The organism is Streptomyces sp. S07_1.15 (assembly GCF_020739505.1).
In the GTDB taxonomy this organism is placed as follows: domain Bacteria; phylum Actinomycetota; class Actinomycetes; order Streptomycetales; family Streptomycetaceae; genus Streptomyces; species Streptomyces xinghaiensis.
Genome location: NZ_JAJBZK010000001.1, coordinates 5,412,457 through 5,434,322 on the forward strand (window position 1 = coordinate 5,412,457; position 21,866 = coordinate 5,434,322).

At 72.3% G+C, this 21,866-nt stretch carries 18 protein-coding genes and 1 tRNA gene; 14 read left to right on the forward strand and 5 right to left on the reverse strand.

The annotated features are described in order from the left end of the window. Window positions 1-66 precede the first annotated feature (66 nt). Window positions 67-2,799: a pyruvate dehydrogenase (acetyl-transferring), homodimeric type gene (gene aceE / locus LIX60_RS23190; RefSeq protein WP_227960218.1), complete on the reverse strand. Its 2,733-nt coding sequence runs from the start codon at window positions 2,797-2,799 to the stop codon at window positions 67-69. A gap of 466 nt (window positions 2,800-3,265) precedes the next feature. Between aceE and LIX60_RS23195 the strand changes: the two genes are divergently transcribed. The 6 genes from LIX60_RS23195 (at window position 3,266) to LIX60_RS23220 (ending at window position 7,908) form a co-directional block, all read left to right on the forward strand. Then, a complete protein-coding gene (locus LIX60_RS23195) occupies window positions 3,266-3,706 on the forward strand; it encodes a DUF3052 domain-containing protein (protein WP_019709241.1) in 441 nt (146 codons plus the stop codon). A gap of 190 nt (window positions 3,707-3,896) precedes the next feature. Further along, window positions 3,897-4,355, forward strand: a complete 459-nt coding sequence (locus tag LIX60_RS23200; protein ID WP_227960220.1) for a peroxiredoxin — start codon at window positions 3,897-3,899, stop codon at window positions 4,353-4,355. A 156-nt stretch (window positions 4,356-4,511) separates the two neighbouring features. Next, window positions 4,512-5,087 (forward strand): TerD family protein, encoded by a 576-nt coding sequence (locus tag LIX60_RS23205; protein ID WP_030545331.1) that lies wholly within the window; start codon window positions 4,512-4,514, stop codon window positions 5,085-5,087. Window positions 5,088-5,218: 131 nt separating this feature from the next. Continuing rightward, window positions 5,219-5,794 carry a TerD family protein gene (locus LIX60_RS23210; RefSeq protein ID WP_019709244.1) on the forward strand — a complete coding sequence of 192 codons (576 nt, stop codon included), beginning with the start codon at window positions 5,219-5,221 and terminating at the stop codon, window positions 5,792-5,794. Between the two features lie 47 nt (window positions 5,795-5,841). Further along, window positions 5,842-6,975 carry a DUF475 domain-containing protein gene (locus LIX60_RS23215; protein WP_227960223.1) on the forward strand — a complete coding sequence of 378 codons (1,134 nt, stop codon included), beginning with the start codon at window positions 5,842-5,844 and terminating at the stop codon, window positions 6,973-6,975. Between the two features lie 174 nt (window positions 6,976-7,149). Further along, entirely contained in the window at window positions 7,150-7,908 is a 759-nt protein-coding gene (locus tag LIX60_RS23220) for a Tellurium resistance (protein WP_374117898.1), read from the forward strand. A gap of 58 nt (window positions 7,909-7,966) precedes the next feature. On the opposite strand, the gene LIX60_RS23225 is transcribed toward LIX60_RS23220, so the two are convergent. After that, window positions 7,967-8,947: a TerD family protein gene (locus LIX60_RS23225; protein ID WP_227960225.1), complete on the reverse strand. Its 981-nt coding sequence runs from the start codon at window positions 8,945-8,947 to the stop codon at window positions 7,967-7,969. Window positions 8,948-9,146: 199 nt separating this feature from the next. Here LIX60_RS23225 and LIX60_RS23230 point away from each other — a divergent pair, with 199 nt between their 5' ends. The 4 genes from LIX60_RS23230 (at window position 9,147) to LIX60_RS23245 (ending at window position 15,164) form a co-directional block, all read left to right on the forward strand. Next, a complete protein-coding gene (locus tag LIX60_RS23230) occupies window positions 9,147-10,304 on the forward strand; it encodes an HpcH/HpaI aldolase/citrate lyase family protein (RefSeq protein WP_227960228.1) in 1,158 nt (385 codons plus the stop codon). Window positions 10,305-10,576: 272 nt separating this feature from the next. Beyond that, on the forward strand, window positions 10,577-13,375 hold the full coding sequence (locus LIX60_RS23235) for a phosphoribosyltransferase (protein ID WP_227962885.1): 2,799 nt from the start codon (window positions 10,577-10,579) through the stop codon (window positions 13,373-13,375). 257 nt (window positions 13,376-13,632) lie between these two features. Continuing rightward, the gene (locus LIX60_RS23240) at window positions 13,633-14,433 is read left to right on the forward strand and encodes an HAD family hydrolase (protein ID WP_227962886.1); all 801 of its coding nucleotides are present in this window, start codon (window positions 13,633-13,635) and stop codon (window positions 14,431-14,433) included. A gap of 14 nt (window positions 14,434-14,447) precedes the next feature. Then, window positions 14,448-15,164, forward strand: coding sequence for an O-methyltransferase (locus LIX60_RS23245; RefSeq protein WP_227960230.1), 717 nt, complete (start codon window positions 14,448-14,450; stop codon window positions 15,162-15,164). Between the two features lie 126 nt (window positions 15,165-15,290). Here LIX60_RS23245 and LIX60_RS23250 read toward each other — a convergent pair whose 3' ends face one another. From LIX60_RS23250 to LIX60_RS23260, 3 genes are all read right to left on the reverse strand, one after another. Further along, window positions 15,291-15,521 (reverse strand): zinc ribbon domain-containing protein, encoded by a 231-nt coding sequence (locus tag LIX60_RS23250; RefSeq protein WP_227960233.1) that lies wholly within the window; start codon window positions 15,519-15,521, stop codon window positions 15,291-15,293. 65 nt (window positions 15,522-15,586) lie between these two features. After that, window positions 15,587-16,879, reverse strand: a complete 1,293-nt coding sequence (locus tag LIX60_RS23255; protein WP_374117989.1) for a hypothetical protein — start codon at window positions 16,877-16,879, stop codon at window positions 15,587-15,589. 426 nt (window positions 16,880-17,305) lie between these two features. Next, a complete protein-coding gene (locus LIX60_RS23260; RefSeq protein ID WP_227960237.1) occupies window positions 17,306-18,031 on the reverse strand; it encodes a DUF4097 family beta strand repeat-containing protein in 726 nt (241 codons plus the stop codon). A 360-nt stretch (window positions 18,032-18,391) separates the two neighbouring features. Here LIX60_RS23260 and LIX60_RS23265 point away from each other — a divergent pair. The 4 genes from LIX60_RS23265 (at window position 18,392) to LIX60_RS23280 (ending at window position 21,827) form a co-directional block, all read left to right on the forward strand. Continuing rightward, window positions 18,392-18,466 (forward strand) — tRNA-Val (locus LIX60_RS23265). A gap of 218 nt (window positions 18,467-18,684) precedes the next feature. Continuing rightward, window positions 18,685-19,182, forward strand: a complete 498-nt coding sequence (locus LIX60_RS23270) for an SRPBCC domain-containing protein (RefSeq protein ID WP_227960247.1) — start codon at window positions 18,685-18,687, stop codon at window positions 19,180-19,182. A gap of 350 nt (window positions 19,183-19,532) precedes the next feature. Then, entirely contained in the window at window positions 19,533-19,811 is a 279-nt protein-coding gene (locus LIX60_RS23275) for a hypothetical protein (protein WP_125624026.1), read from the forward strand. 597 nt (window positions 19,812-20,408) lie between these two features. Next, window positions 20,409-21,827, forward strand: coding sequence for an aldehyde dehydrogenase family protein (locus LIX60_RS23280; RefSeq protein ID WP_227960249.1), 1,419 nt, complete (start codon window positions 20,409-20,411; stop codon window positions 21,825-21,827). The last annotated feature ends 39 nt before the right edge of the window (window positions 21,828-21,866 follow it).

Here is a 21,866-nt window from a genome sequence, read left to right on the forward strand (position 1 = left end):
GAGGGGCCGGGCCCGGAACGCATCTCAGCGTTCCGGGCCCGGCCCCTCTGTTCCACCGCGTGTGCGTCAGGCGTCGCCGCCCGCCGTACCGGGGTTGGCCGCCTTCGGGTCCAGCAGCTGGTAGCGGTCGATGGCCTGCTTCAGCACGGAGCGGTCCACCTTCCCGTCCCGCGCCAGCTCGGTGAGGACCGCCACCACGATCGACTGGGCGTCGATGTGGAAGAAGCGCCGGGCCGCGCCGCGGGTGTCCGCGAAGCCGAAGCCGTCCGCGCCCAGCGACTGGTACGTCCCCGGCACCCAGCGCGCGATCTGGTCCGGAACCGCCCGCATCCAGTCGGACACGGCCACCTTCGGGCCCTCGGCGTCCCGCAGCTTGGTGGTGACGTACGGGACGCGCTGCTCCTCCTCGGGGTGGAGCAGGTTGTGCTCCTCCACCGCGACGGCTTCCTTCCGCAGCTCGTTCCAGGAGGTGGCCGACCAGACGTCCGCCCGGACGTCCCACTCCTCGGCGAGGATGCGCTGCGCCTCCAGGGCCCACGGCACCGCGACACCGGACGCCATGATCTGCGCCGGGATCATGCCCCGCTCGCCCTGCTTGAGGCGGTGGAGGCCCTTGAGGATGCCCTCGACGTCCACGTTCTCCGGCTCGGCCGGGTGCTGGATCGGCTCGTTGTAGACGGTGAGGTAGTAGAAGACGTTCTCGCTGTCCTCGCCGTACATCCGGCGCAGACCGTCCTTGACGATGTGCGCGATCTCGTACCCGTACGCCGGGTCGTAGGACACGGCGGCCGGGTTGGTGGAGGCCAGCAGCTGGGAGTGGCCGTCCGCGTGCTGGAGGCCCTCACCGGTCAGCGTGGTGCGGCCGGCGGTGGCGCCGAGCACGAAGCCGCGGGAGAGCTGGTCGGCCATCTGCCAGAACTGGTCGCCGGTCCGCTGGAAGCCGAACATCGAGTAGAAGACGTAGACCGGGATCAGCGGCTCGCCGTGCGTGGCGTAGGCCGAGCCGGCCGCGATCAGCGAGGCCGTGCAGCCCGCCTCGGTGATGCCGTCGTGCAGCAGCTGGCCCGTCGGCGACTCCTTGTACGCGAGGAGCAGCTCGCGGTCCACGGACTCGTACTGCTGGCCCAGCGGGTTGTAGATCTTGGCGCTCGGGAAGAACGAGTCCATGCCGAAGGTGCGGTACTCGTCGGGCGCGATCAGCACGAAGCGCTTGCCGATCTCCTTGTCCCGCATGAGGTCCTTGAGCAGCCGCACGAAGGCCATGGTGGTGGCGATCTGCTGCTGCCCGGTGCCCTTCTTCACCGTCGCGTAGGTCTTGTCCCCGGGCAGCACCAGCGGCTTCGACCGCACCACGCGGGTCGGCACGTAGCCGCCCAGCGCCTTGCGGCGGTCGTGCATGTACTGGATCTCCTCGGAGTCGCGCCCCGGGTGGAAGTACGGCGGCGCGCCGGACTCCAGCTCCTTGTCCGGGATCGGCAGGTGCAGCCGGTCGCGGAACATCTTCAGGTCGTCGACCGTCAGCTTCTTCATCTGGTGGGTCGCGTTGCGGCCCTCGAAGTTGGGGCCGAGCGTCCAGCCCTTGACGGTCTGGGCCAGGATCACGGTGGGCTGGCCCTTGTGCTCCTTGGCCGCCTTGTACGCCGCGTAGATCTTCTTGTGGTCGTGACCGCCGCGGCCCAGGTGCAGGATCTGGTCGTCGGTCATGTTCTCGACCATCTTGCGCAGCCGCTGGTCGCCGCCGAAGAAGTGCTCGCGGATGTACGAGCCGCTCTCGGTGGCGTACGTCTGGAACTGGCCGTCGGGGGTGGTGTTCAGCTTGTTGACCAGCAGGCCGTCCCGGTCCTGGGCCAGCAGCGGGTCCCAGGTGCGGTCCCAGACCAGCTTGATGACGTTCCAGCCGGCGCCGCGGAACTGGGACTCCAGCTCCTGGATGATCTTGCCATTGCCGCGCACCGGGCCGTCGAGCCGCTGGAGGTTGCAGTTCACCACGAAGGTGAGGTTGTCCAGGCCCTCGCGGGCGGCGATGGAGAGCTGGCCGATCGACTCGGGCTCGTCCATCTCGCCGTCGCCGAGGTAGGCCCAGACGTGGGAGTCGGAGGTGTCGGCGATGCCGCGCGCCTCCATGTAGCGGTTCATCCGCGCCTGGTAGATCGCGCCGAGCGGGCCGAGGCCCATGGAGACCGTCGGGAACTCCCAGAAGTCCGGCATCGACCGCGGGTGCGGGTAGCTGGAGAGGCCGTCGGGGGCCTTGGACTTCTCCTGGCGGAAGCCGTCGAGCTGGGCCTCGGAGAGGCGGTCCAGCAGGAAGGCGCGGGCGTAGACGCCGGGCGAGGCGTGGCCCTGGAAGAAGATCTGGTCGCCGCCGTCGCCGGCGTCCTTGCCGCGGAAGAAGTGGTTGAAGCCCACGTCGTAGAGCGAGGCGGAGGAGGCGAAGGTGGCGATGTGGCCGCCGACGCCGATGCCCGGGCGCTGGGCACGGGAGACCATGACGGCCGCGTTCCAGCGGGTCGCGTTGAGGATCTTGCGCTCGATCTCCTCGTTGCCGGGGAAGAACGGCTCGTCCCTGGTCGCGATGGTGTTGACGTAGTCCGTGCTGCGCATCTCGGGGACGGCGACGCGTTTGGCGCGTGCCCGCTCGATGAGGCGGAGCATCAGGTAACGGGCGCGTTCCCGGCCTCGCTCATCGACGGCTGCGTCGAGCGAGTCGAGCCACTCCTGGGTCTCCTCGGGATCGAAGTCCGGGACCTGGCTGGGAAGACCGCCAATGATGATCGGGTTGCGATCGGATGCGGAAGCCACGCTGTTCCTTCGCTGTTTCGGTCGTGCTGTGCACGTCATGGATTCGTGCTCTGCTGGTGTCGCGCCGCCTCCATCGTGGACCGCAGAGGCGAATACGTCATCTCTACTGATCGGTAATAACCACGGTACTGCGCGGTAACCGCCACTCTGTGAGACAACGGGGGGTTCCGGCCGACTTGGGTGGCTCGGCCGACCGCAACCCTACGCCTCGCCGGGGCGCCGCCCCGATGCCGGTCCGCGGTGCGGACGGCCCGTTCGGCGCAACCTCCGCGTGTACCCCCGAAATGCGCCGGAAATCCCCGACCGGCACCATGGCCGGGGAGTACGTCTTGCGGCGACAAGTCAACGTTTGGGCGGGATAAGGGGTCAGGTACTTGCGCGATCCGCCCGGCCCGTGTGGACTACGCCCAAGCCTCGCGTGCGCGTGGGGTGAGAAGAACACTCGAAACACGACAGGAGGCAATCCGTGAGCGCGACCGCGGACCACGCGGAGGAGCGGACCAACCCTGCCGCCAGGCTGGGTTTCCAGCCCGGACAGGTGGTCCAGGAGCTCGGTTACGACGACGACACCGAGCAGGATCTGCGTGCGGCCATCGAGGAACTGACCGGCACGGAGCTCGTCGACGAGGACTACGACGACGTGGCCGACGCCGTGGTGCTGTGGTTCCGAGAGGACGACGGCGACCTGACGGACGCGCTGGTGGACGCCACCACCATGATCGACGCGGGTGCCCCGATCTGGCTGCTGACGCCGAAGACCGGCCGCGACGGCTACGTCGAGGCCAGTGAGATCGGCGAAGCCGCCTCCACCGCCGGACTGGCGCAGACCAGCAGCGTCAGCGCCGGGAAGGACTGGGCGGGCAGCCGCCTCGTCACTCCCAAGGCGGCCCGCTCCGGGAAGCGGTAGCCCGCCCCCGGCCCCGAGCCGTACCGGACCGTACCGGACCGTCCCTGTGCCCCCGTGGTGATCCACCGCGGGGGCACACGGCGTTCCCGGGCCCCGGCGCGGTCCGCGGGCGGCCCCCGGCACGGGGCGGAACGGCGCAGTGGAAGACTGGGGCACGACCGGTAACCACGACGAGAGGGACGCGCACCCCATGGCGATCGATGTCGGCACCCAGGCCCCTGACTTCCAGCTCAAGAACCAGCACGGTGAGCTCGTGAGGCTCTCGGACTTCCGCGGTGAGAAGAACGTCGTCCTCCTCTTCTACCCCTTCGCCTTCACCGGCGTCTGCACGGGCGAGCTCTGCGCCCTCCGCGACGAGCTGCCCCAGTTCGTCAACGACGACGTGCAGCTGCTCGCGGTCTCCAACGACTCCCCGTTCTCGCTGCGGGTCTTCTCCGAGCAGGAGAACCTGGAGTACCCGCTGCTCTCCGACTTCTGGCCGCACGGCGAGGCCTCGCGCGCCTACGGCGTCTTCGACGAGGAGAAGGGCTGCGCCGTGCGCGGCACCTTCATCATCGACAAGGAGGGTGTGGTCCGCTGGACCGTCGTCAACGGCCTCCCGGACGCCCGGGACCTGAACGACTACGCCAAGGCCCTCGGCACGCTCTGAACCGCCCGCACGGGCGGTGATCCCGGGGGAACGGGCCGGTGGAGAAGCCTGTCCCCCGGGGTGGCCGCTCACTAGGATCGGTCCCGTTGATCCGATGTCATCGCACGACGGGGGCGGGGCCGTCTTCCCCCGCCCCTCGCATCCAGGGGAGGACTTGTGGGAGTCAGTCTCAGCAAGGGCGGGAACGTCTCTCTGAGCAAGGAGGCGCCGGGCCTGACCGCCGTCACCGTCGGTCTCGGCTGGGACGTCCGCACCACCACCGGCACCGACTTCGACCTCGACGCCAGCGCGCTGCTGACGAACGCGGAGGGCAAGGTCGTCTCCGACCAGCACTTCGTCTTCTTCAACAACCTCAAGAGCCCCGACGGCTCCGTCGAGCACACCGGCGACAACCTCACCGGTGAGGGCGAGGGCGACGACGAGGCCATCAAGGTCAACCTCGCCGCGGTGCCCGCGGACGTCGCCAAGATCGTGTTCCCGGTCTCGATCTACGAGGCCGAGAGCCGCCAGCAGAGCTTCGGCCAGGTGCGGAACGCCTTCATCCGCGTGGTGAACCAGGCCGACAACAACGAGCTGGCCCGCTACGACCTGACGGAGGACGCCTCGACGGAGACCGCCATGGTCTTCGGCGAGCTGTACCGGCACGGCTCGGAGTGGAAGTTCCGGGCCATCGGCCAGGGCTACGCCTCCGGTCTGCGCGGCATCGCGCAGGACTTCGGCGTCAACGTCTGACATCCTCGATCGCCCGGCGCCGCACCTCCCCCAGCGCGGAGGTGCGGCGCCGGGCGCGGCGGGGACGACGCCGCGGTGCCGGCGGCGCCCGGCGGGATCAGCAAGGCATCACAGAGGGGGAGGAACAGATCATGGGTGTCACGCTCGCAAAGGGAGGCAACGTCTCCCTGTCCAAGGCCGCGCCGAATCTCACCCAGGTCCTGGTGGGCCTCGGCTGGGACGCGCGGTCCACCACGGGAGCGCCGTTCGACCTCGACGCCAGCGCGCTGCTGTGCCGCGACGGCCGGGTGCTGGGCGACGAGTACTTCGTCTTCTACAACAACCTCACGAGCCCGGAGGGCTCCGTCGAGCACACCGGCGACAACCTCACCGGCGAGGGCGACGGCGACGACGAGTCCCTGCTGCTCGACCTGACCAAGGTGCCGGCGCAGGTCGACAAGATCGTCTTCCCGGTCTCGATCCATGACGCCGATGTCCGGGGGCAGACCTTCGGGCAGGTCAGCAATGCCTTCATCCGGGTGGTCAACCAGGCGGACGGGGCGGAGCTCGCCCGCTACGACCTCAGTGAGGACGCGTCCGGCGAAACCGCGATGATCTTCGGCGAGGTGTACCGGTACGGCGGCGAATGGAAGTTCCGGGCGGTCGGACAGGGGTATGCGTCGGGTCTGCGGGGGATCGCTCTAGACTTCGGGGTCAACGTTTCGTAAAGCCGCGCACTGCGCGCGGGGGACCCGTACTCACGATTGGGTAGCCAGTGCTCCTGAAAACCTTCGGCTGGTCCTTCGGCGTCACCGCCGCGGGACTGGCCGCCGCAGCCTATTTCTGGGGCTGGCAGGGGTTCGCCGTGGTGGCGATCCTGTCGGTCCTGGAGATCTCGCTGTCGTTCGACAACGCGGTGGTCAACGCCGGTGTGCTGAAGAAGATGAACGCCTTCTGGCAGAAGATCTTCCTCACCATCGGCATTCTGATCGCCGTGTTCGGTATGCGACTGGTCTTCCCGGTCGTGATCGTCGCCATCACGGCCAAGGTCGGACCGATCGAGGCCGTCGAACTGGCCATGCGCGACCCCGACCAGTACGAGATGCTGGTCACCGACGCCCACCCGGCCATCGCCGCCTTCGGTGGCATGTTCCTGTTGATGATCTTTCTCAACTTCCTCTTCGACGAGAAAGAGCACCACTGGCTGCCCTGGTTCGAGAAGCCGCTCAGCCGGCTGGGCAAGGTGGACGGCCTCGCCGTGGGCATCGCGCTGGTCGTCCTGCTGGTCACCGCCGCCACCATCGCCACCGAGGCCGCGCAGCACGGCGGTACGTATGAGGACAAGTCGGCGACCGTTCTCCTCTCCGGCGTGGCCGGCCTGATCACGTATCTCTTCGTGGGCGGGCTCTCCGGCTACTTCGAGGACAAGCTGGAGGAGGACGAGGAGCACGACGAGGAGGTCAAGGAGCAGGCCCGGCGCGAGGGCAAGGACCCGTCCCTGGTCGGCCTCGCCGGCAAGGCCGCGTTCTTCATGTTCCTCTACCTCGAAGTGCTGGACGCCTCCTTCTCCTTCGACGGCGTCATCGGCGCCTTCGCCATCACCAACCACATCTTCTGGATGGCGCTGGGCCTCGGCATCGGCGCGATGTACGTCCGTTCGCTCACGGTCTACCTGGTCCGCGAGGGCACCCTCGACGACTACGTCTACCTGGAGCACGGCGCGCACTACGCCATCGGCGCCCTGGCCGCGCTGCTGCTCATCACGATCAAGTTCCACATCTCCGAGGTCATCACCGGCCTCATCGGCGTGGGCCTGATCGCGGCCTCCTTCTGGTCGTCCGTCCGCCGCAACCGCGGACTGGCCGCCGAGGGCCACGAGGAGGAGACCAAGGTGTCACCGGGAGTGTGACCCGGTCCGGGGTGTGACCACGCTCCGAATGAGGAACGCTCTGTGCGGGGCGGCCACCAGGCAGCGGAACCCGGAACCGGCCGGGCCGCCGGCCGTCGTGGCCGCCCCGCGGTGCTGCCCGGTCCGCGCTCCCGCGGGCCGGTCGAGGGGACGAGAGCAGTGGGGGTGTCCAGCGTGGCGTTCTGGAACAGGGAATGGTCCTGGCCTTCCTGGCTGCGGCCCGCCGACGGCCGGTCGGTCTTCGAGAGCGGCAACCCCGCGACCAACGCGATAGAGCTCACCAAACGACGGCAGACCGTCTCGCTCACCAAGCAGGGCGCGGCCAGCGGCAACCTCCGCGTCAACCTCTCCTGGCGGATGCGGACCTCGGACATCGGCGGCTACACCAAACGCGGCGGGCTGCTGCGCAACCCGGGCAGTCTCTTCAAGCCGGAGATCGTGCAGGCGCAGGGCCCGGCCGTGGTCAAGATCGACCTCGACCTGGCCTGCATGTACGAGCTGAAGGACGGCTCCAAGGGCGTGGTGCAGCCGCTCGGGAACTTCCTCGGCGACATCAACAGCCCGCCCTATGTGAAGCTCAGCGGCGACGACCGGTTCGGCGGCACCTCCGGCGAGACGATCTACATCAACCTCGACCACCGGGACGAGTTCAAGCGGCTGCTGGTCTTCGTCTACATCTACGACGGCACCCCCGCCTTCGACCGCACCCACGCCGTCGTCACGCTCTACCCCAGCAACGGCCCGCGGCTGGAGATCGGGCTCGACGAGCGGGCCCCGCAGGCCCGCTCCTGCGCCGTACTGCTGATCGAGAACGTCAAGGGCGAGCTGGTGGTGCGCCGCGAGGTGCGGTACGTCTACGGCTTCCAGGCGGAGCTGGACCGGCTGTACGGCTGGGGGCTCCAGTGGGGGCCGGGGACGAAGGAGAAGGTCTGACGGGCGCGGCGGCCCGGGGCGGCGGCCGTGCCCCCGGGCCCGCCCGGCCGCCGTCCGGTCAGCGGCTCCGCTGGAACTGCGGCCCCTGCGGCGGCAGCGCGAATGCCGGGTCCGGCGCCGCCGGCGCGGGGTGCTGCGGATAGCCGTAGGCCGCCGCCGGGTGGTGCGGGTAGCCGTACCCCGGCGCGTGCGCCGGAGGCGCCTGCGGGACCGGGGCCGGGGCGGCCGGCGGGGGCGGGAACGGCGGCTGCGCGGGCGGGGCGGCCGGCGGGGGCGGCGGATAGCCGTAGCCGGGCCGGTGCGCGCGGGTGGCCTCCTCCAGCGCGGCGGCGGGCGCGGCGGCGGGCGCGGCGGCGGGCACGGCGGCCGGTTCCCGGTGCGGTGCGGGCACCGGCTCGGTGAGCGCCTCCGGGGCGGGTGACGGGGCGGGTGACGGCGCGGGTGCGCCGCCGCCGGACGGGGCGGTGCCGGAGGGCTCGTCCCCGGCGTCCTCCACCGAGATGCCGTACTCGGTGGCCAGACCGATCAGCCCGGTGTCGTACCCCTGGCCCAGGGCGCGGAACTTCCAGGTGTCGCCGCGCCGGTAGAGCTCGCCGCAGATGAGGGCGGACTCGTCGCCGGTCTCGGGCACCACGTCGAAGACCGCGAGCGGCTCGCCGCCGTTCCCCGAGACCTCCGGTGAGGCGTCGAACAGCAGCAGCCGCAGATCCGGCACCCCGCCGAAGGCGCCGCCGTCGGACGACGCGGCCAGCACCACCCGGTCCACCACCGGCTCCAGTGCGGCGATCTCGGCCTCGACGGTGTCCGTCAGCGCGTCCGCCAGCCGCTTCTTGGGCAGGTGCCGCACCAGGCCGGAGGGGTGGCGCGGCTGGTTGTAGAAGACGAAGTCCTCGTCCGAGCGCACACGGCCGTCCGCGTTCAGCAGCAGCGCGGACGCGTCGACATCGGGCACCCCGGGCCCCGGAGTCCAGCGGAGCACCGCCCGTACGGCGGATGCGTCCAGCGGGATGTTCGACCCCTTCAACATCGCGTGCGTCATAGCGGTCATCCTGCCTTCCCGGGGCAGGCGGGTACAACGCGGGGACCGCATCCCGTGCCCGCCGGACCGGCAGCGGACGGGGAACGGACACGGGCGGGATACGTGATTTTCATGTTCGCAAGGGCTTTCGAGCCTGAACGCAACGTACGATTACCGGCCAGATCGCGTCACGGCGCGACAGATCACAGGGGGAGTTCCCATGCGCCACTTCGGGTACGTGCCGCCCGATGTCCGGACGGCCCTGTTCCACCGGGAGCCGGGCCGGTTCGACGTCGACTCCCCAGCTCAGCGGCTCGCCGTCGCGCTCGGAGCCACCCTCTACAGCCCCGCGACCCGGCCCGCGCTGGCCGAGGACGTGATCAAACAGCTGGGCCGCGGAGTCGTCTCGATGGTGCTGTGCCTGGAGGACTCCATCGACGACGCCGACGTGGCCGGCGCCGAGGAGAACCTGGTCCGGCAGCTCCACGCCCTGCTGGAACACGGCTCCGAGCTGCCGCTGCTCTTCATCCGGGTGCGGTGGCCGGAACAGATCACGGACCTCGTGCGCCGCCTCGGGCCCGCGGCGCGGCTGCTGTCCGGATTCGTCCTGCCCAAGTTCACCGAGGAGCGGGGCGTTCCGTTCCTGGAGGCGCTGACGGAGGCCGAGAACGCCTGCGGGCGGCGGCTGTTCGCCATGCCCGTCCTGGAGTCGCCGGAGCTGCTGCACCTGGAGAGCCGCGCGGAGACCCTCGCCGGCATCCGGCGCAGCGTCGACAAGTACCGGGACCGGGTGCTGGCGCTGCGCCTGGGCGTCACCGACTTCTGCTCGGCGTACGGACTGCGCAGATCCCCGGACATGACGGCGTACGACGTACAGCTCATCGCCTCCGTGATCGCCGATGTGGTCAACACGCTCGGGCGGGCGGACGGCACCGGGCTCACCGTGACCGGGCCGGTGTGGGAGTACTTCCGCCTCCAGGAGCGGATGTTCAAACCGCAACTGCGGCGCAGCCCCTTCACCGGCCGCGCCGAGAAGCTGCGGACCGCGCTCATCGAGCACGACATGGACGGCCTGCTCCGGGAGATCGAACTCGACCGCGCCAACGGCCTGCTGGGGAAGACCTGCATCCACCCCTCCCACGTCGCCCCGGTGCACGCGCTGTCCGTCGTGAGCCACGAGGAGTACAGCGACGCGGTCGACATCCTGCGGCCCGAGCGGGGCGGCGGCGGTGTGATGCGCTCCGCCTACACCAACAAGATGAACGAGGTGAAGCCGCACCGCGCCTGGGCCGAGCGGACGCTGCTGCGCGCGGAGGTCTTCGGGGTGGCGCGGGAGGACGTGACCTTCGTGGAACTGCTGGCGGCCGGCATCACGTGACCGAGAACGGCGGCAGCGGCCGCGGCACACCCAGGGTACGGACGACAGCGGAGAGGCGAGGCGTTCACAGGATGCGGCAGGAGCGGGAGTGGTCCGGGGCGTGGGTCGCGGAGCGGCTCGGTGTCGAGCTGCGCGAGGCGGACCGGCCGGAGGACGGCGACGGGCCGGGCCCCGGGGCCGGGGAACCCGCGGCCGGTGACGCCGCGGCCGGACCGGGCGGCATGGCCGGACCGGGCGGCGCCGCCGGTGCCGGGGATCCGGGCGGCGCGGGCATGACCGGCACGGCCGGCACGGCCGGCACGGCCGGTGCGGAGACGCTGCGCGGGCTGCTCGGCCTGGCCCTGCGGCGCAACCCGAAACGGGCGCATCTGCTGGTCTCCCAGGTGCTCGGCAAGCATGTGCCGCAGCGCCCCGATGTGGTCCACGAGGCCGGGCTCGGCCTGGGCCGCCGGGTGCGGCGGCTGCTCGGCGAGGAGGCGGCCGCCCGCGCCGTCGTCCTCGGCTACGCGGAGACGGCGACCGGGCTCGGGCACAGTGTCGCCGACGGGCTGGGGCCGGCGGCGTACCTCCACTCGACCAGGCGGCCCGTCCGGGGGATCGCGCCGGTCGGCGGCTTCGAGGAGGAACACAGCCACGCCAGCTCCCACCTGCTGCTGCCCGAGGACCCGGACCTGCTCGGCGGGGACGGGCCGCTCGTGCTCGTCGACGACGAGTTCTCCACCGGCCGCACGGTGCTCAACACCGTCCGGGCGCTGCACGAGCGGTTCCCGCGCGACCGGTACGTGATCGTCGCCCTCGTCGACCTGCGGACCGGCGAACACCGGGACGCCCTGCGGAAGGCCGCGGCCGATCTGGGGGCCCGGGTGGATCTCGTGGCGCTGGCCTCGGGAACGGTCCGGCTGCCGGAGGACGTCCTGGAGCGGGGACAGGCGCTGGTGGCACGGTACGAGGCGGTGGCGGGTGCGGAGGCCGGTGCCGGGGCCGTCGCCGGGGCCGGTGCCCCGTCCGGAGCCGGCAGCCCTCCGGCGGCGGTGCGGCGGGTGGAGCTCGGCTGGCCGCACGGACTGCCGGACGGCGGACGGCACGGCTTCCTGCCCGGGCACCGGGCACGGCTGGAGGCGGCCCTGCCGGAGATGGCCGGCCGCATCGCGGAGGCGCTCACGACGGACGGCGCCGCGGTCGCGCCGGTACCGGAGCCCGGCGCGGCCGAGCCGGGGCCGGCTTCCGTTCCCGGGCCCGCGGCTTCCGTACCGGGGCCCGCGGCCTCCGTTCCCGGGCCGGCCTCCGTTCCGGAGCACGCCGCCGACCGGCCGGGTCGCGCGGAGCCGGGCGCCCCCGGGCGCGTACTCGTCCTCGGCTGCGAGGAGTTGATGTACGCGCCACTGCGGCTCGCCCAGGCTCTGCAGCGGGCGCTCGGCGAACGGGCCGAGGTGCGGTACTCGACGACCACCCGCTCACCGGTCCTCGCCGTCGACGACCCCGGCTACGCCATCCGCACCCGGATCGCCTTCCCCGCGCACGACGCGCCGGCCGACGGCCCCGGGGAGCGGTACGCCTACAACGTCGCGCCCGGCGCCGACCCGGCCCGCCGCTTCGACGCCGTCGTGACGGTCGTGGACTCGGCCGCCGACACGGTCGAGCTGCACGCCCCGGGCGGACTGCTGTCCGAACTGGCCCGCCACACGGACCGGGTGCTGCTGGCGGTCGTCCCGTCCCACGTGCCCAGCCCCCGGGCGGGACGGACGGGACCGACGGGCCGGACGGGCCGGAAGGAAGGCGCGGCCGGGCCGGGCCCGGCGGCGGCCCCGGACACGGGCCCCGCCGCGCAGGCGGCCCCGGTGTCCGCGGAGGCCGGCCCGGGAGCCGTGCCCCCGCCCCGCGGACCGGCGCCCGCGGCGCTGCCCGGCCCGCTGCGCGGGCCCGCCTTCTCCTCGTACCGGCCGGACGAGGTCGGCTGGCTGCTCCAGGACCTCTCCGCCGTCCCCCTCGAAGCCCCCGTCGAGGAGCGGGAGGAGGCCGTGCAGCGCGGTGGCGCGCACTACGCCGAGTCGCTGCCGGTCGAGTACCAGCCCAGCGAGGACTACCAGCGGCTGTTCCGCACCGCCCTCGACACCTCCGCCGCGCGGATCGCCCGCGCCGTCGGCACCGTCACCGAGACGCTGCTCGCCGAGCGTGCCGGCCGGGGCACCGGCCGTCCCGTCCTGGTCTCGCTCGCCCGCGCCGGCACCCCCGTCGGCATCCTGATGCGCCGCTGGGCGCTCCACGCGCACGGGCTGGACCTGCCGCACTACGCCGTCTCCATCGTTCGCGGCCGGGGCATCGACACCACCGCACTGCGCTGGCTGGCCGAGCACCACGACCCGGCGGACGCCGTCTTCGTCGACGGCTGGACGGGCAAGGGCGCCATCACCCGCGAACTCGCTGCCGCGATCGAGGACTTCACCCGCACCACCGGCATCACGGGCTTCGACCCGGAGATCGCCGTCCTGGCCGACCCGGGCGGCTGCGTGCGGACGTACGGCACGCGCGAGGACTTCCTGATCCCCTCCGCCTGCCTCAACTCCACGGTCTCCGGGCTGGTCTCCCGGACGGTGCTCCGCGCGGACCTGGTCGGGCCGGACGACTTCCACGGTGCCAAGTTCTACCGGGAGCTGGCCGGTTCCGATGTCTCCGGGCACTTCCTGGACGCCGTCTCGGCGCGCTTCGGCGAGGTGGCGGAGCGGGCCGCGGCGGACGCGGCCGAACTGCTCTCGGACACCGGCCGCGCGCCGACCTGGGAGGGCTGGGCGGCCGTCGAACGGATCAGCGAGCAGTACGGCATCCACGACGTGAACCTCGTCAAGCCCGGGGTCGGCGAGACGACACGGGTCCTGCTGCGCCGGGTCCCCTGGCGGGTCCTCGCACGGCGGGGCGCGGGCGCGGACCTGGACCACATCCGGCTGCTGGCCGAGCAGCGCGGGGTGCCGGTGGAGGAGGTCGGCGAACTGCCGTACAGCTGCGTCGGACTGATCCACCCGCGCTACACGCGCGGCGCGACGGGCGCGGACGGCAAGGCGGTGATCTCCGCGTGAGCACGCACGAGACGGCGGGCCGGGACGGAACCGGGAGGCAGGACGAGCCCGTGAGGCACGACAAGACCGCGGGGCACGACAAGACCGCGGGGAACGACGAGACCGCGGGGAACGAGACCGCAGGGCGGGACGAGACCTTGAGCACCGGCGCCACCCCGGCCACCGGCGGAAGCGCGGGCACCGGCGCGGCGGCGCCCGCGCCCGCCGCGCCCGCCACGTCCCCGTCACCGCACCCGCCCGGCAGCGGCCCGGGCCCGATCGTCGTCGCCAGCGATCTCGACCGCACCCTGATCTACTCCGCTGCCGCCCTCGCCCTCGACATGGCCGACGCCCTCGCCCCGCGCCTCCTCTGCGTCGAGGTGTACGAGCACAAACCCCTCTCCTACCTCACCGAGACCGCCGCCGGGCTCCTCGAACACCTGGCGCGGGAGGCCGTGTTCGTCCCGTCGACCACCCGGACCCGGGCGCAGTACGGCCGCATCCGCCTCCCCGGGCCCCCGGCCCCGTACGCCGTCTGCGCCAACGGCGGGCATCTGCTCGTCGACGGGGAGTCCGACCCCGGCTGGCAGCGCCGGGTGCGCCGCACGCTCGACGAGGGCTGCGCCCCGCTCGCCTCCGTGCGCGAGCACCTGCTGCGCTCGGCCGACCCGGAGTGGCTGCTCAAGGAGCGGGTCGCCGAGGACCTCTTCGCCTACCTGGTGGTCGACCGCGCGCTGCTGCCCGACGCCTGGGTCAAGGACCTCGCGGACTGGGCCGACGGGCAGGGCTGGACGGTCTCGCTCCAGGGCCGCAAGATCTACGCCGTGCCGAAGCCGCTCACCAAGAGCGCGGCCGTCGCCGAGGTGGCGCGGCGCACCGGCGCCTCCCGGGTGCTCACCGCGGGCGACTCGCTCCTCGACGCCGACCTCCTGCGCGCCGGCGACCAGGGCTGGCGCCCCGGCCACGGCGAACTGGCCGACACCGGCTGGACCGCGCCGCACGTCACGGCGCTCGCCGAACGGGGCGTGGCGGCGGGCGAGGCGATTCTGCGGTCCCTGGTGCGGGCGGTGGCGGCGTGAACGAGGATGGCGCCATGGCTGATACGAACACCACCACGGGGGCGGCGCGCGAGGCGGGCCGGCGCAGCCCGCTCGACCCGGACCAGGTCACCCCGCTCACCCCCGAGCTCTACGACTACGTCCTGCGCCACAACCCGCCACTGGACCGGGTGCGGCGGGAACTCGTCGACACCACCTACGAGAAGCTCGGCGGCCGGGCCCGGATGCAGGTCTCCGAGGAGCAGGGGCCGCTGCTGGCCTTTCTGGCGAAGCTCGTCGGAGCCCGGCTGATCGTCGAGGTCGGCACGTTCACGGGGATGTCGGCGCTGTGGATGGCGGAGGCCCTGCCGGACGGCGGCAAGGTGATCACCTGCGACGTCTCGGAGGAGTGGACGGCGTACGGGCGCGAGGCCTGGGCGAAGGCGGGCGTCGCCGACCGCATCGACCTGCGCATCGGCCCGGCCCTGGACACCCTGCGCGCCCTGCCCGCCGAGCCGGGGATCGACCTGGCCTTCATCGACGCGGACAAGGAGAACAACGGCCGCTACTGGGAGGAACTGGTGCCACGGCTGCGCCCGGGCGGGCTCATCGCCGTGGACAACGTCTTCTTCCACGGCGAGGTGACGGACCCCGGGGCCACGGGCGGGGGCGGGGCCACCCGGGACTTCAACGAGCAGGTGCTGGCCGACGACCGGGTGGACTCGGTGATGCTGACGGTCGCCGACGGCCTGACCCTGGCCCGCAAGCGCTGAGCCCGGCCGGGCGGGCGCCGGCCGGGCGGGCGTCGGCCGGGCGTCGGCCGGTCCGGGCCGGTCCGGGACGTGGCGGTCTCCCGCCGGCCGTCCCGTCCCGGCCCGGACCGGCCCGTCCCTCCCGGTTCAGCCGCAGCAGCCGCCACCGCAGCAGCCGCCACCGCCACCACCGGCGGAGGGGGCCGGTGCGGCCGGTGCGGAACCGGAGGCCGTGCCTCCGACGGCCACGGTGGAGAGCAGCTTCACGGTGTCCTCATGGCCTTCCGGGCAGACGGCGGGGGCGGAGGACTCGGCCATGGGACGGCTCAGCTCGAAGGTGTCGCCGCAGGACCGGCAGCGGTACTCGTATCGGGGCATGCGGCCAGATTAGCCGCCCGCGGGAGGTGATGGGGCGGGCGCCCGGCGCACCGCCGGGCACCGTCTCAGTGCCCCGCGCCCAGCTCCTCGCGGATCTCGCCGACGACGCGCGCCACCGTCCGCCGCACCGCCTCCGTCTCCAGCAGGAAGTGCCACCAGTCGGGGTGCCGCCCCTCCAGCCCGGCCACCGCGCGGTCCAGGCGCACCACCGCGTCGTCCAGCGGGCGCGCGTGCCGGGGGTCCGGGGTGTCGCGGCCGGCCATCGCCAGGCGCTGCGCGTCGCGGATGGCGAAACGGGTGCGCTCGGTCTCCTGTGAAGGGCGGGCGGAGACCTCGTCCAGCCGGCGCAGCCGGTCACCGGCCGCCGAGACGGCCTCGTCGGCACCGTTGAGCAGGGCCCGCACCGTGCTGAGCCGGGCCGTGGCGTCCGGCCAGCGCTGTTCGCGCCGGGCCTCCCGGGCCTCGCGGAGCTTCTCCTGCGCCTGCTCGACGGCCCGGGTTGCCTCCTCCGGCACCGGCTGGAGGTCCTGCCAGCAGGCCGCGCTGTAGCGGCGGCGGAGCTCGCTGAGGATCGGGCCGACGCCCTCCGTGCGGGTGGTGATCGCCTCGGCGCGGGTGCGCAGCGTGACCAGGCGCCGGTCGATCTCGGCCGCGCGGGCGGGCAGTTGCTCGGCCTCGCTGCGTATCGCCTCGGCCTTGCGAAGCACGTCGTCCGCACGCCGCAGGGTGTCCTGGACGCCGTGCTGCCCGGCGCCCTGGTTGAGCTTGGTCAGCTCGGGGGAGAGGGCGGCGAGGCGGGCGGCGAGATCGTCGGCCCCGAGACCGGCGGCCCGTGCGGAGTCGAGCGCCCCGGTGGCGGCGAGCAGGGCCTGCCGGGCGCGTTCGACGGCGGGGGCGAGGCGGGCGAGCTGGGTCTCGGCCTTGTCGAGGAGCGGGGTCAGACCGCTCGCGAAGCGGTCGAGCTCCGCCTTCGTCCGCCGGAGGTCGTCCCGGGCCCGGTCGAGATCGGCGCGGGCGCGAGAGGCGGTGGCGGAGTCGAGGTCGTCGCGGTCGAGGTCGTGGGCGTCGACGGCGTTGATGTAGCGGTGGCTGACCTCGTCGATGCGCTGCCCGAGAGCCCGGAAGCCGTCGGCGGCGCGGCGGGCGGGCGGCGAGCTGTCCACGGCGACGATGGTCTCGATGGAGATGCGCAGATCGCGCTGGGCGGAGTCGAGCTCGTAGAAGGCGGCAGCGGCGGCGTCCTTGGCGGCCTGGGCCTGCGCACGCTGGTCGTCGCGCCCGCCGCCGAACCAGCGCCGGGTGCCGCCGCCGGAGAAGGCGAGCGGCGCGGCGGCCGCGAGGAGGGGCAGGAGCGGCAGCGGCAGCAGGACGAGCCCGAGCAACGGCCGGAACGGGCCGCTGCCACGGGGGGCGTGGGGGCCGCGGGAATTGCGCGAGGGGGTGCCGTGACGACCGGGGAAGCCGGCGGAACGCGAGGGGCCCGGGGAACCCGAGGGGCCGGGAGCACCGGAAGGACCGGAGAGTCGACCGCGCAGCCGGAGAAACCCCGGCGGGGCGGCGGCCGGACCTCTCCGGCCGGCCGGGCCGGTCGGTGACGGACCGCCGCTGGGCGGAAGGCGGTGGTGTACCGGCCGTCCGTACGGCTGCGCAGGTCTCGCCGTCACATCCCTCTCCCGTGCCGCGTCCGCCCCGTCCGGCAGATCACTGCCGGGTAGGAACATTGTCCCACCAGGGGTGAACGAATACACGGCCCGATTCGTTCGCGATCTTGCGCAGCCGGCCGCCTACTCGGCCGTGCGGACGGTGATGCTCCCGTTGTCGCTGCGGACGGTGATCCGGTGCTTGCTCGCGGTGTCGCGCGGGACCGTGATGTCGGTGTCCCCGTTGCGGGCCTCGGCTTCGACCCGGTAGGAGGCGCGCGGCAGGCCGAGGGAGACGGATCCGTTGTCGCTGGTGACGTCCACCTGGTCCGGCACCCGCGTGAACCCCAGCTCCACCGCCCCGTTGTCGGCTTCGGCGGACACCCGGCGCGCGGCGACACCGGTCGCCTTGACCTTGCCGTTGTCGCTCTTGAGCTCCAGTGCTCCCCGGGCGTTCTCGACCCGCACCGATCCGTTGTCGGAGCGGAGCTTGAGCGCGGTGGCGAAGCCGGTGGCGGTGACCTTCCCGTTGTCCCCGTCGACGGTCACGGCGACATCGCGCGGCACCTCCACCCGGTGCCGGGAGCCGCAGTTGTCGATCAGACCTTCGCAGCGGACGCCGATCCGGAGGGTGTCCCCCTCCATCTCCCAGAACTCCTCGACGTCACCGCCGAGGGCCGTCCAGCCGCTGAACCACCGGGTGACCCGGACGTCCTCGACCTCGGCGGGCACCAGCTCGACCGAGGTGTTCTCCGCGTCTATCTTCAGGATCTCCCCGCCGAGGGAGAACGCCCGCCGCTCAGGGGCCTCGTCGTCGCCGGCGTCACCACCGCACCCGGCGACACCCGTGACCAGAACGACCGAACCCATGACGGCGAGCAGGCCCCGCCACCGACGGCGCGAACGGGAGCGGGACGGGAGCGGAAGACGGCGGTGAGGCATCACGATGAACTCCGAACGGGCCGGTGGAACTCCGGTTGACAGGGTCACTCCGACCGTAGGGATCCGGCCCGCCCCGAACGATCCGGCCGCCCACCCGATCCGGGGTGGGGCCACCCCCCGTACCCGCCCTCCCGCTAGGGCACCGGGCACCGGCACGCGCCGGACCCGGGCGAGCCCGCCGTCGCCGCCGTCGCCGCCGTCCCCGCCCCCTGTCAAGGGCTCGGGCCCGCTACCGTCACGTTTATGGGCAGAAGCCATCGGCCATGTAGTCTGTCCCATCGTTCCCGAGGGCGCATAGCTCAGTGGTAGAGCGCTGCTCTTACAAAGCAGATGTCGGCGGTTCGAACCCGTCTGCGCCCACCAGCCCCCGCGCACCACGAAGGCCCAGGCCGTCCGGCAGAGAACCGGAACCCTGGGCCTTGTCCGTGCCCCCTCCGGCCGGAGGCGGGAGAGGCGGCGTGCCGCCTACGTGCCGGATGGGCCGCCTTGATCGTGCATGTCCCTGATCTCCGCATCTGTCCCTCCATCGCCCCTGCCCGGCGAGATCGCGGTCTATGGCTGGGACACCTACGATCGGCATCGTGGTCGGTCTCGGCGCCTTCGGCTGGAGGAGATGCGCGATGACACACGATGGCGGGCTCAGGCTGCGCCTGCAGCGTGTCCTCCACGCACCGCGCTCGGTCGTATTCCGGGCGTTGACCGAGCCGAAGGAACTGGCCAAGTGGTGGGGCCCCGACGGGTTCACCATCCCCAGTGTGGAAAGCGACCTTCGGCCCGGCGGTAGCTATCGGATCGCGATGCGGCCTCCGGAGGGCGATCCGTTCTTCCTGGTGGGGGAATTCGTTGAGGTCGTCCCTCAGGAACGCCTGTCCTACACCTTCCGGTGGGAGAATCCCGATCCCGAGGATCGGGAGACGGTGGTGACGCTGTCGCTTCGCGATATCGGCGGTACACGGACCGAGCTGGTTCTCAGCCAGGGCGACTTCGCCACTGAGGGGCGCCAGGCTCTGCACGAGCAGGGCTGGGCTGAGAGTCTCCACAAGTTGGAGGAGCTGATGTCGTCGGCCGCGTCGGCCTGAGATCTTTGCCGTGGGCAGGCGCCCTGACGGTGGCTGTACCTGTCTTCGCACCTCCCCTGAACAACGACATCACGACCCACGGCTTGAGTGGCAGGCCGTTCCGGCCGGTGCCTGCACGGACGGATGGGCTCGCAGTTCTTCGACGAGGAAGGCCGCGGAGGCGACCGTTCCCCGCCCGTGGCAGTTCCCTCCCGAAGCCGCTGCGCCGGCCTGCTGAAGCCGCACAAGGGCTCGCTTCAACGGCAAAGCCGTTCAGGGGATCTTCTCGGGTCGTCCGTCCGGATGCGAGTGTCCGACGGCTGGGTGACAGTGGTGGGAGTTCCCTATCCCGGAGACCAGGGAGACCCACGATGATCCAGAAGCTGCACGAGAAGGGCCTGCGCAGCGAACACGCGTACACCGCAGGCTTCCTGTCCATCGGCCTCTCCATTGCCGCCTGGGCCGCGTCACTCAAGGCAGAACAGGGACTCGGACTCGACCGCGCCGACCGGTGGGGCATCTTCGTCGGCGAATGGGCCCCCACCTTCTTCGGCGTCGGGCTGGCGCTCTCCCACTACGAGCAGCAGGAGGGCACCCTCACCGCCGACGTGCACGACTTCCGTCGGGAAAGGGAACGCCAGGCCATGTAACGCGACCGCCCGTCCCATAGGTCATGCGTGAGGTCATGCGTGACGGGTGCGGCGATACGGCGGTCGGGGCGGCCGGCGGATGCCGGATCCGTGCCGGATCGAGCGGCGGGCCACGGCCGATCGGGCCGCGCGTTCGGGTGCGAGCGTCCTCGGGCCGGCCCAATGCCCCGAAACCGCTGATGGCAGGCGCGGACCGCTCTGCGACGGGTGCCAAGCCCGGGCGGCGTGACGCGGCGCTTCGAACCCGTCCGCACCCACCAGCCAGAAGACCCCCGGCCGATCACGGCCGGGGGTCTTCGACATCCCTTTCCGGCATCAGCGGGTGCTGCCGGCCCGTGGTCCGGGCCGTCGTGCCGAAGGCCGTGATGCTCTGCGGCGCACCTTCGAATCCCGCCCTGCGGATCACGTGTCGCGCCGTATGCGCGGGCGGCGGGACCGGAGCCGTATCCGCCCCCGGCGAGCCCGCCCCGCCCTCACCGTGCACATGCACAATCCGGCGCCCCGATCCGGCTTCCCCGCTCCATCGACCGCGCCGCGGCGGCTCCCGCAGACTGCCCGGAACATTCCGCCGAAACCTTCTGAGCAGGAGCCCGGGCCATGACGTCGTACACCAAGCATTTCATCGGCGGGGAGTGGACCCCGTCCGGGAGCACCGAGACGATCGATGTGGTCAATCCCGCCGACGAGCAGGTGATCGGCTCGGTACCGGCCGGCACCGCCGAGGACGTGGACCGCGCCGTGCGGGCCGCCGCCCAGGCGTTCGAGACCTGGTCCCAGACCTCCCCGTCGGTGCGCGCCGCGCACCTGGTCCGGATCCAGCAGGTACTGGAGGCGCGGGGCGAGGAGATCGCGCGGCTCGTGGCCAGTGAGGTCGGCACCCCCGTACAGGAGAGCAGGGTGCTCCAGGCCGGGCTGCCCGCGTTCACCTTCGGCCAGGCGGCCGACCTGGCGTCCGGTTTCGACTACGGACCGGAGGAGGTCGGCAACTCGCAGGTCGTGCGGGAGCCCGTGGGCGTGGTCGGATGCATCACCCCGTGGAACTTCCCGCTCCACCAGGTCTCCCTCAAGGTGGCGCTCGCCCTGGCCGCCGGCTGCACCGTCGTCCTCAAGCCCTCCGAGGTCGCGCCGCTCTCCGCGCTGCTGCTGGCCGAGATCGCCGAGGAGGTCGGGCTGCCCGCCGGCGTGCTCAACGTGGTGACCGGGTACGGGCCGGTCGTCGGCGAGGCCCTGGTGGCCCACCCCGAGGTGTCGATGGTGTCGTTCACCGGGTCGACCCGCGCCGGCCGCCGGGTCGCGGCGCTCGCGGCCGACACGGTGAAGAAGGTGGCGCTGGAACTCGGCGGCAAGTCGCCCAACATCATCCTCGACGACGCCGATCTGCGGGCCGCGGTCACCGACGGCGTCGCCAAGTGCTACCTCAACTCCGGGCAGACCTGCATCGCCCTCACCCGCATGCTCGTCCCGCGCGCCAAGCTCGACGAGGCCGGACGGATCGCCGCCGAGGTCGCGAGCGGCTACCACGTGGGCGACCCGCAGGCGGAGGAGACGCAGATCGGCCCGATGGCCAATGACGCCCAGCTCAAGCGGGTACGGGACTACATCGCCGCCGGTATCGCCGAGGGCGCCACGCTGCTCACCGGCGGGCCCGACGCCCCGCAGGACGGCCCCGGCTACTTCGTCGCGCCCACGGTGTTCAGCGATGTCAGCAATGACATGACCATCGCCCGGGAAGAGATATTCGGTCCCGTGTTGTCGCTCATCCCCTACGACACCGAGGAGGAGGCCGTCGCCATCGCCAACGACACGCCCTACGGCCTGGCCGGAGGCGTGTGGTCGGGCGACCCCGAGCGGGCGAAGTCGGTCGCCCGCCGGATCCGGGCCGGCATGGTCGACGTCAACGGCGGAGCCTTCAACCCCTTGGCGCCTTTCGGCGGTTACAAGCAGTCGGGTGTGGGCCGTGAGGCCGGGCGGATGGGCTTCGAGGAGTTCCTGGAGACCAAGGCCATCCAGCTCTGACACCCGGGGAGCGCTCCGGCGCCCACCGGGAGCGCGATG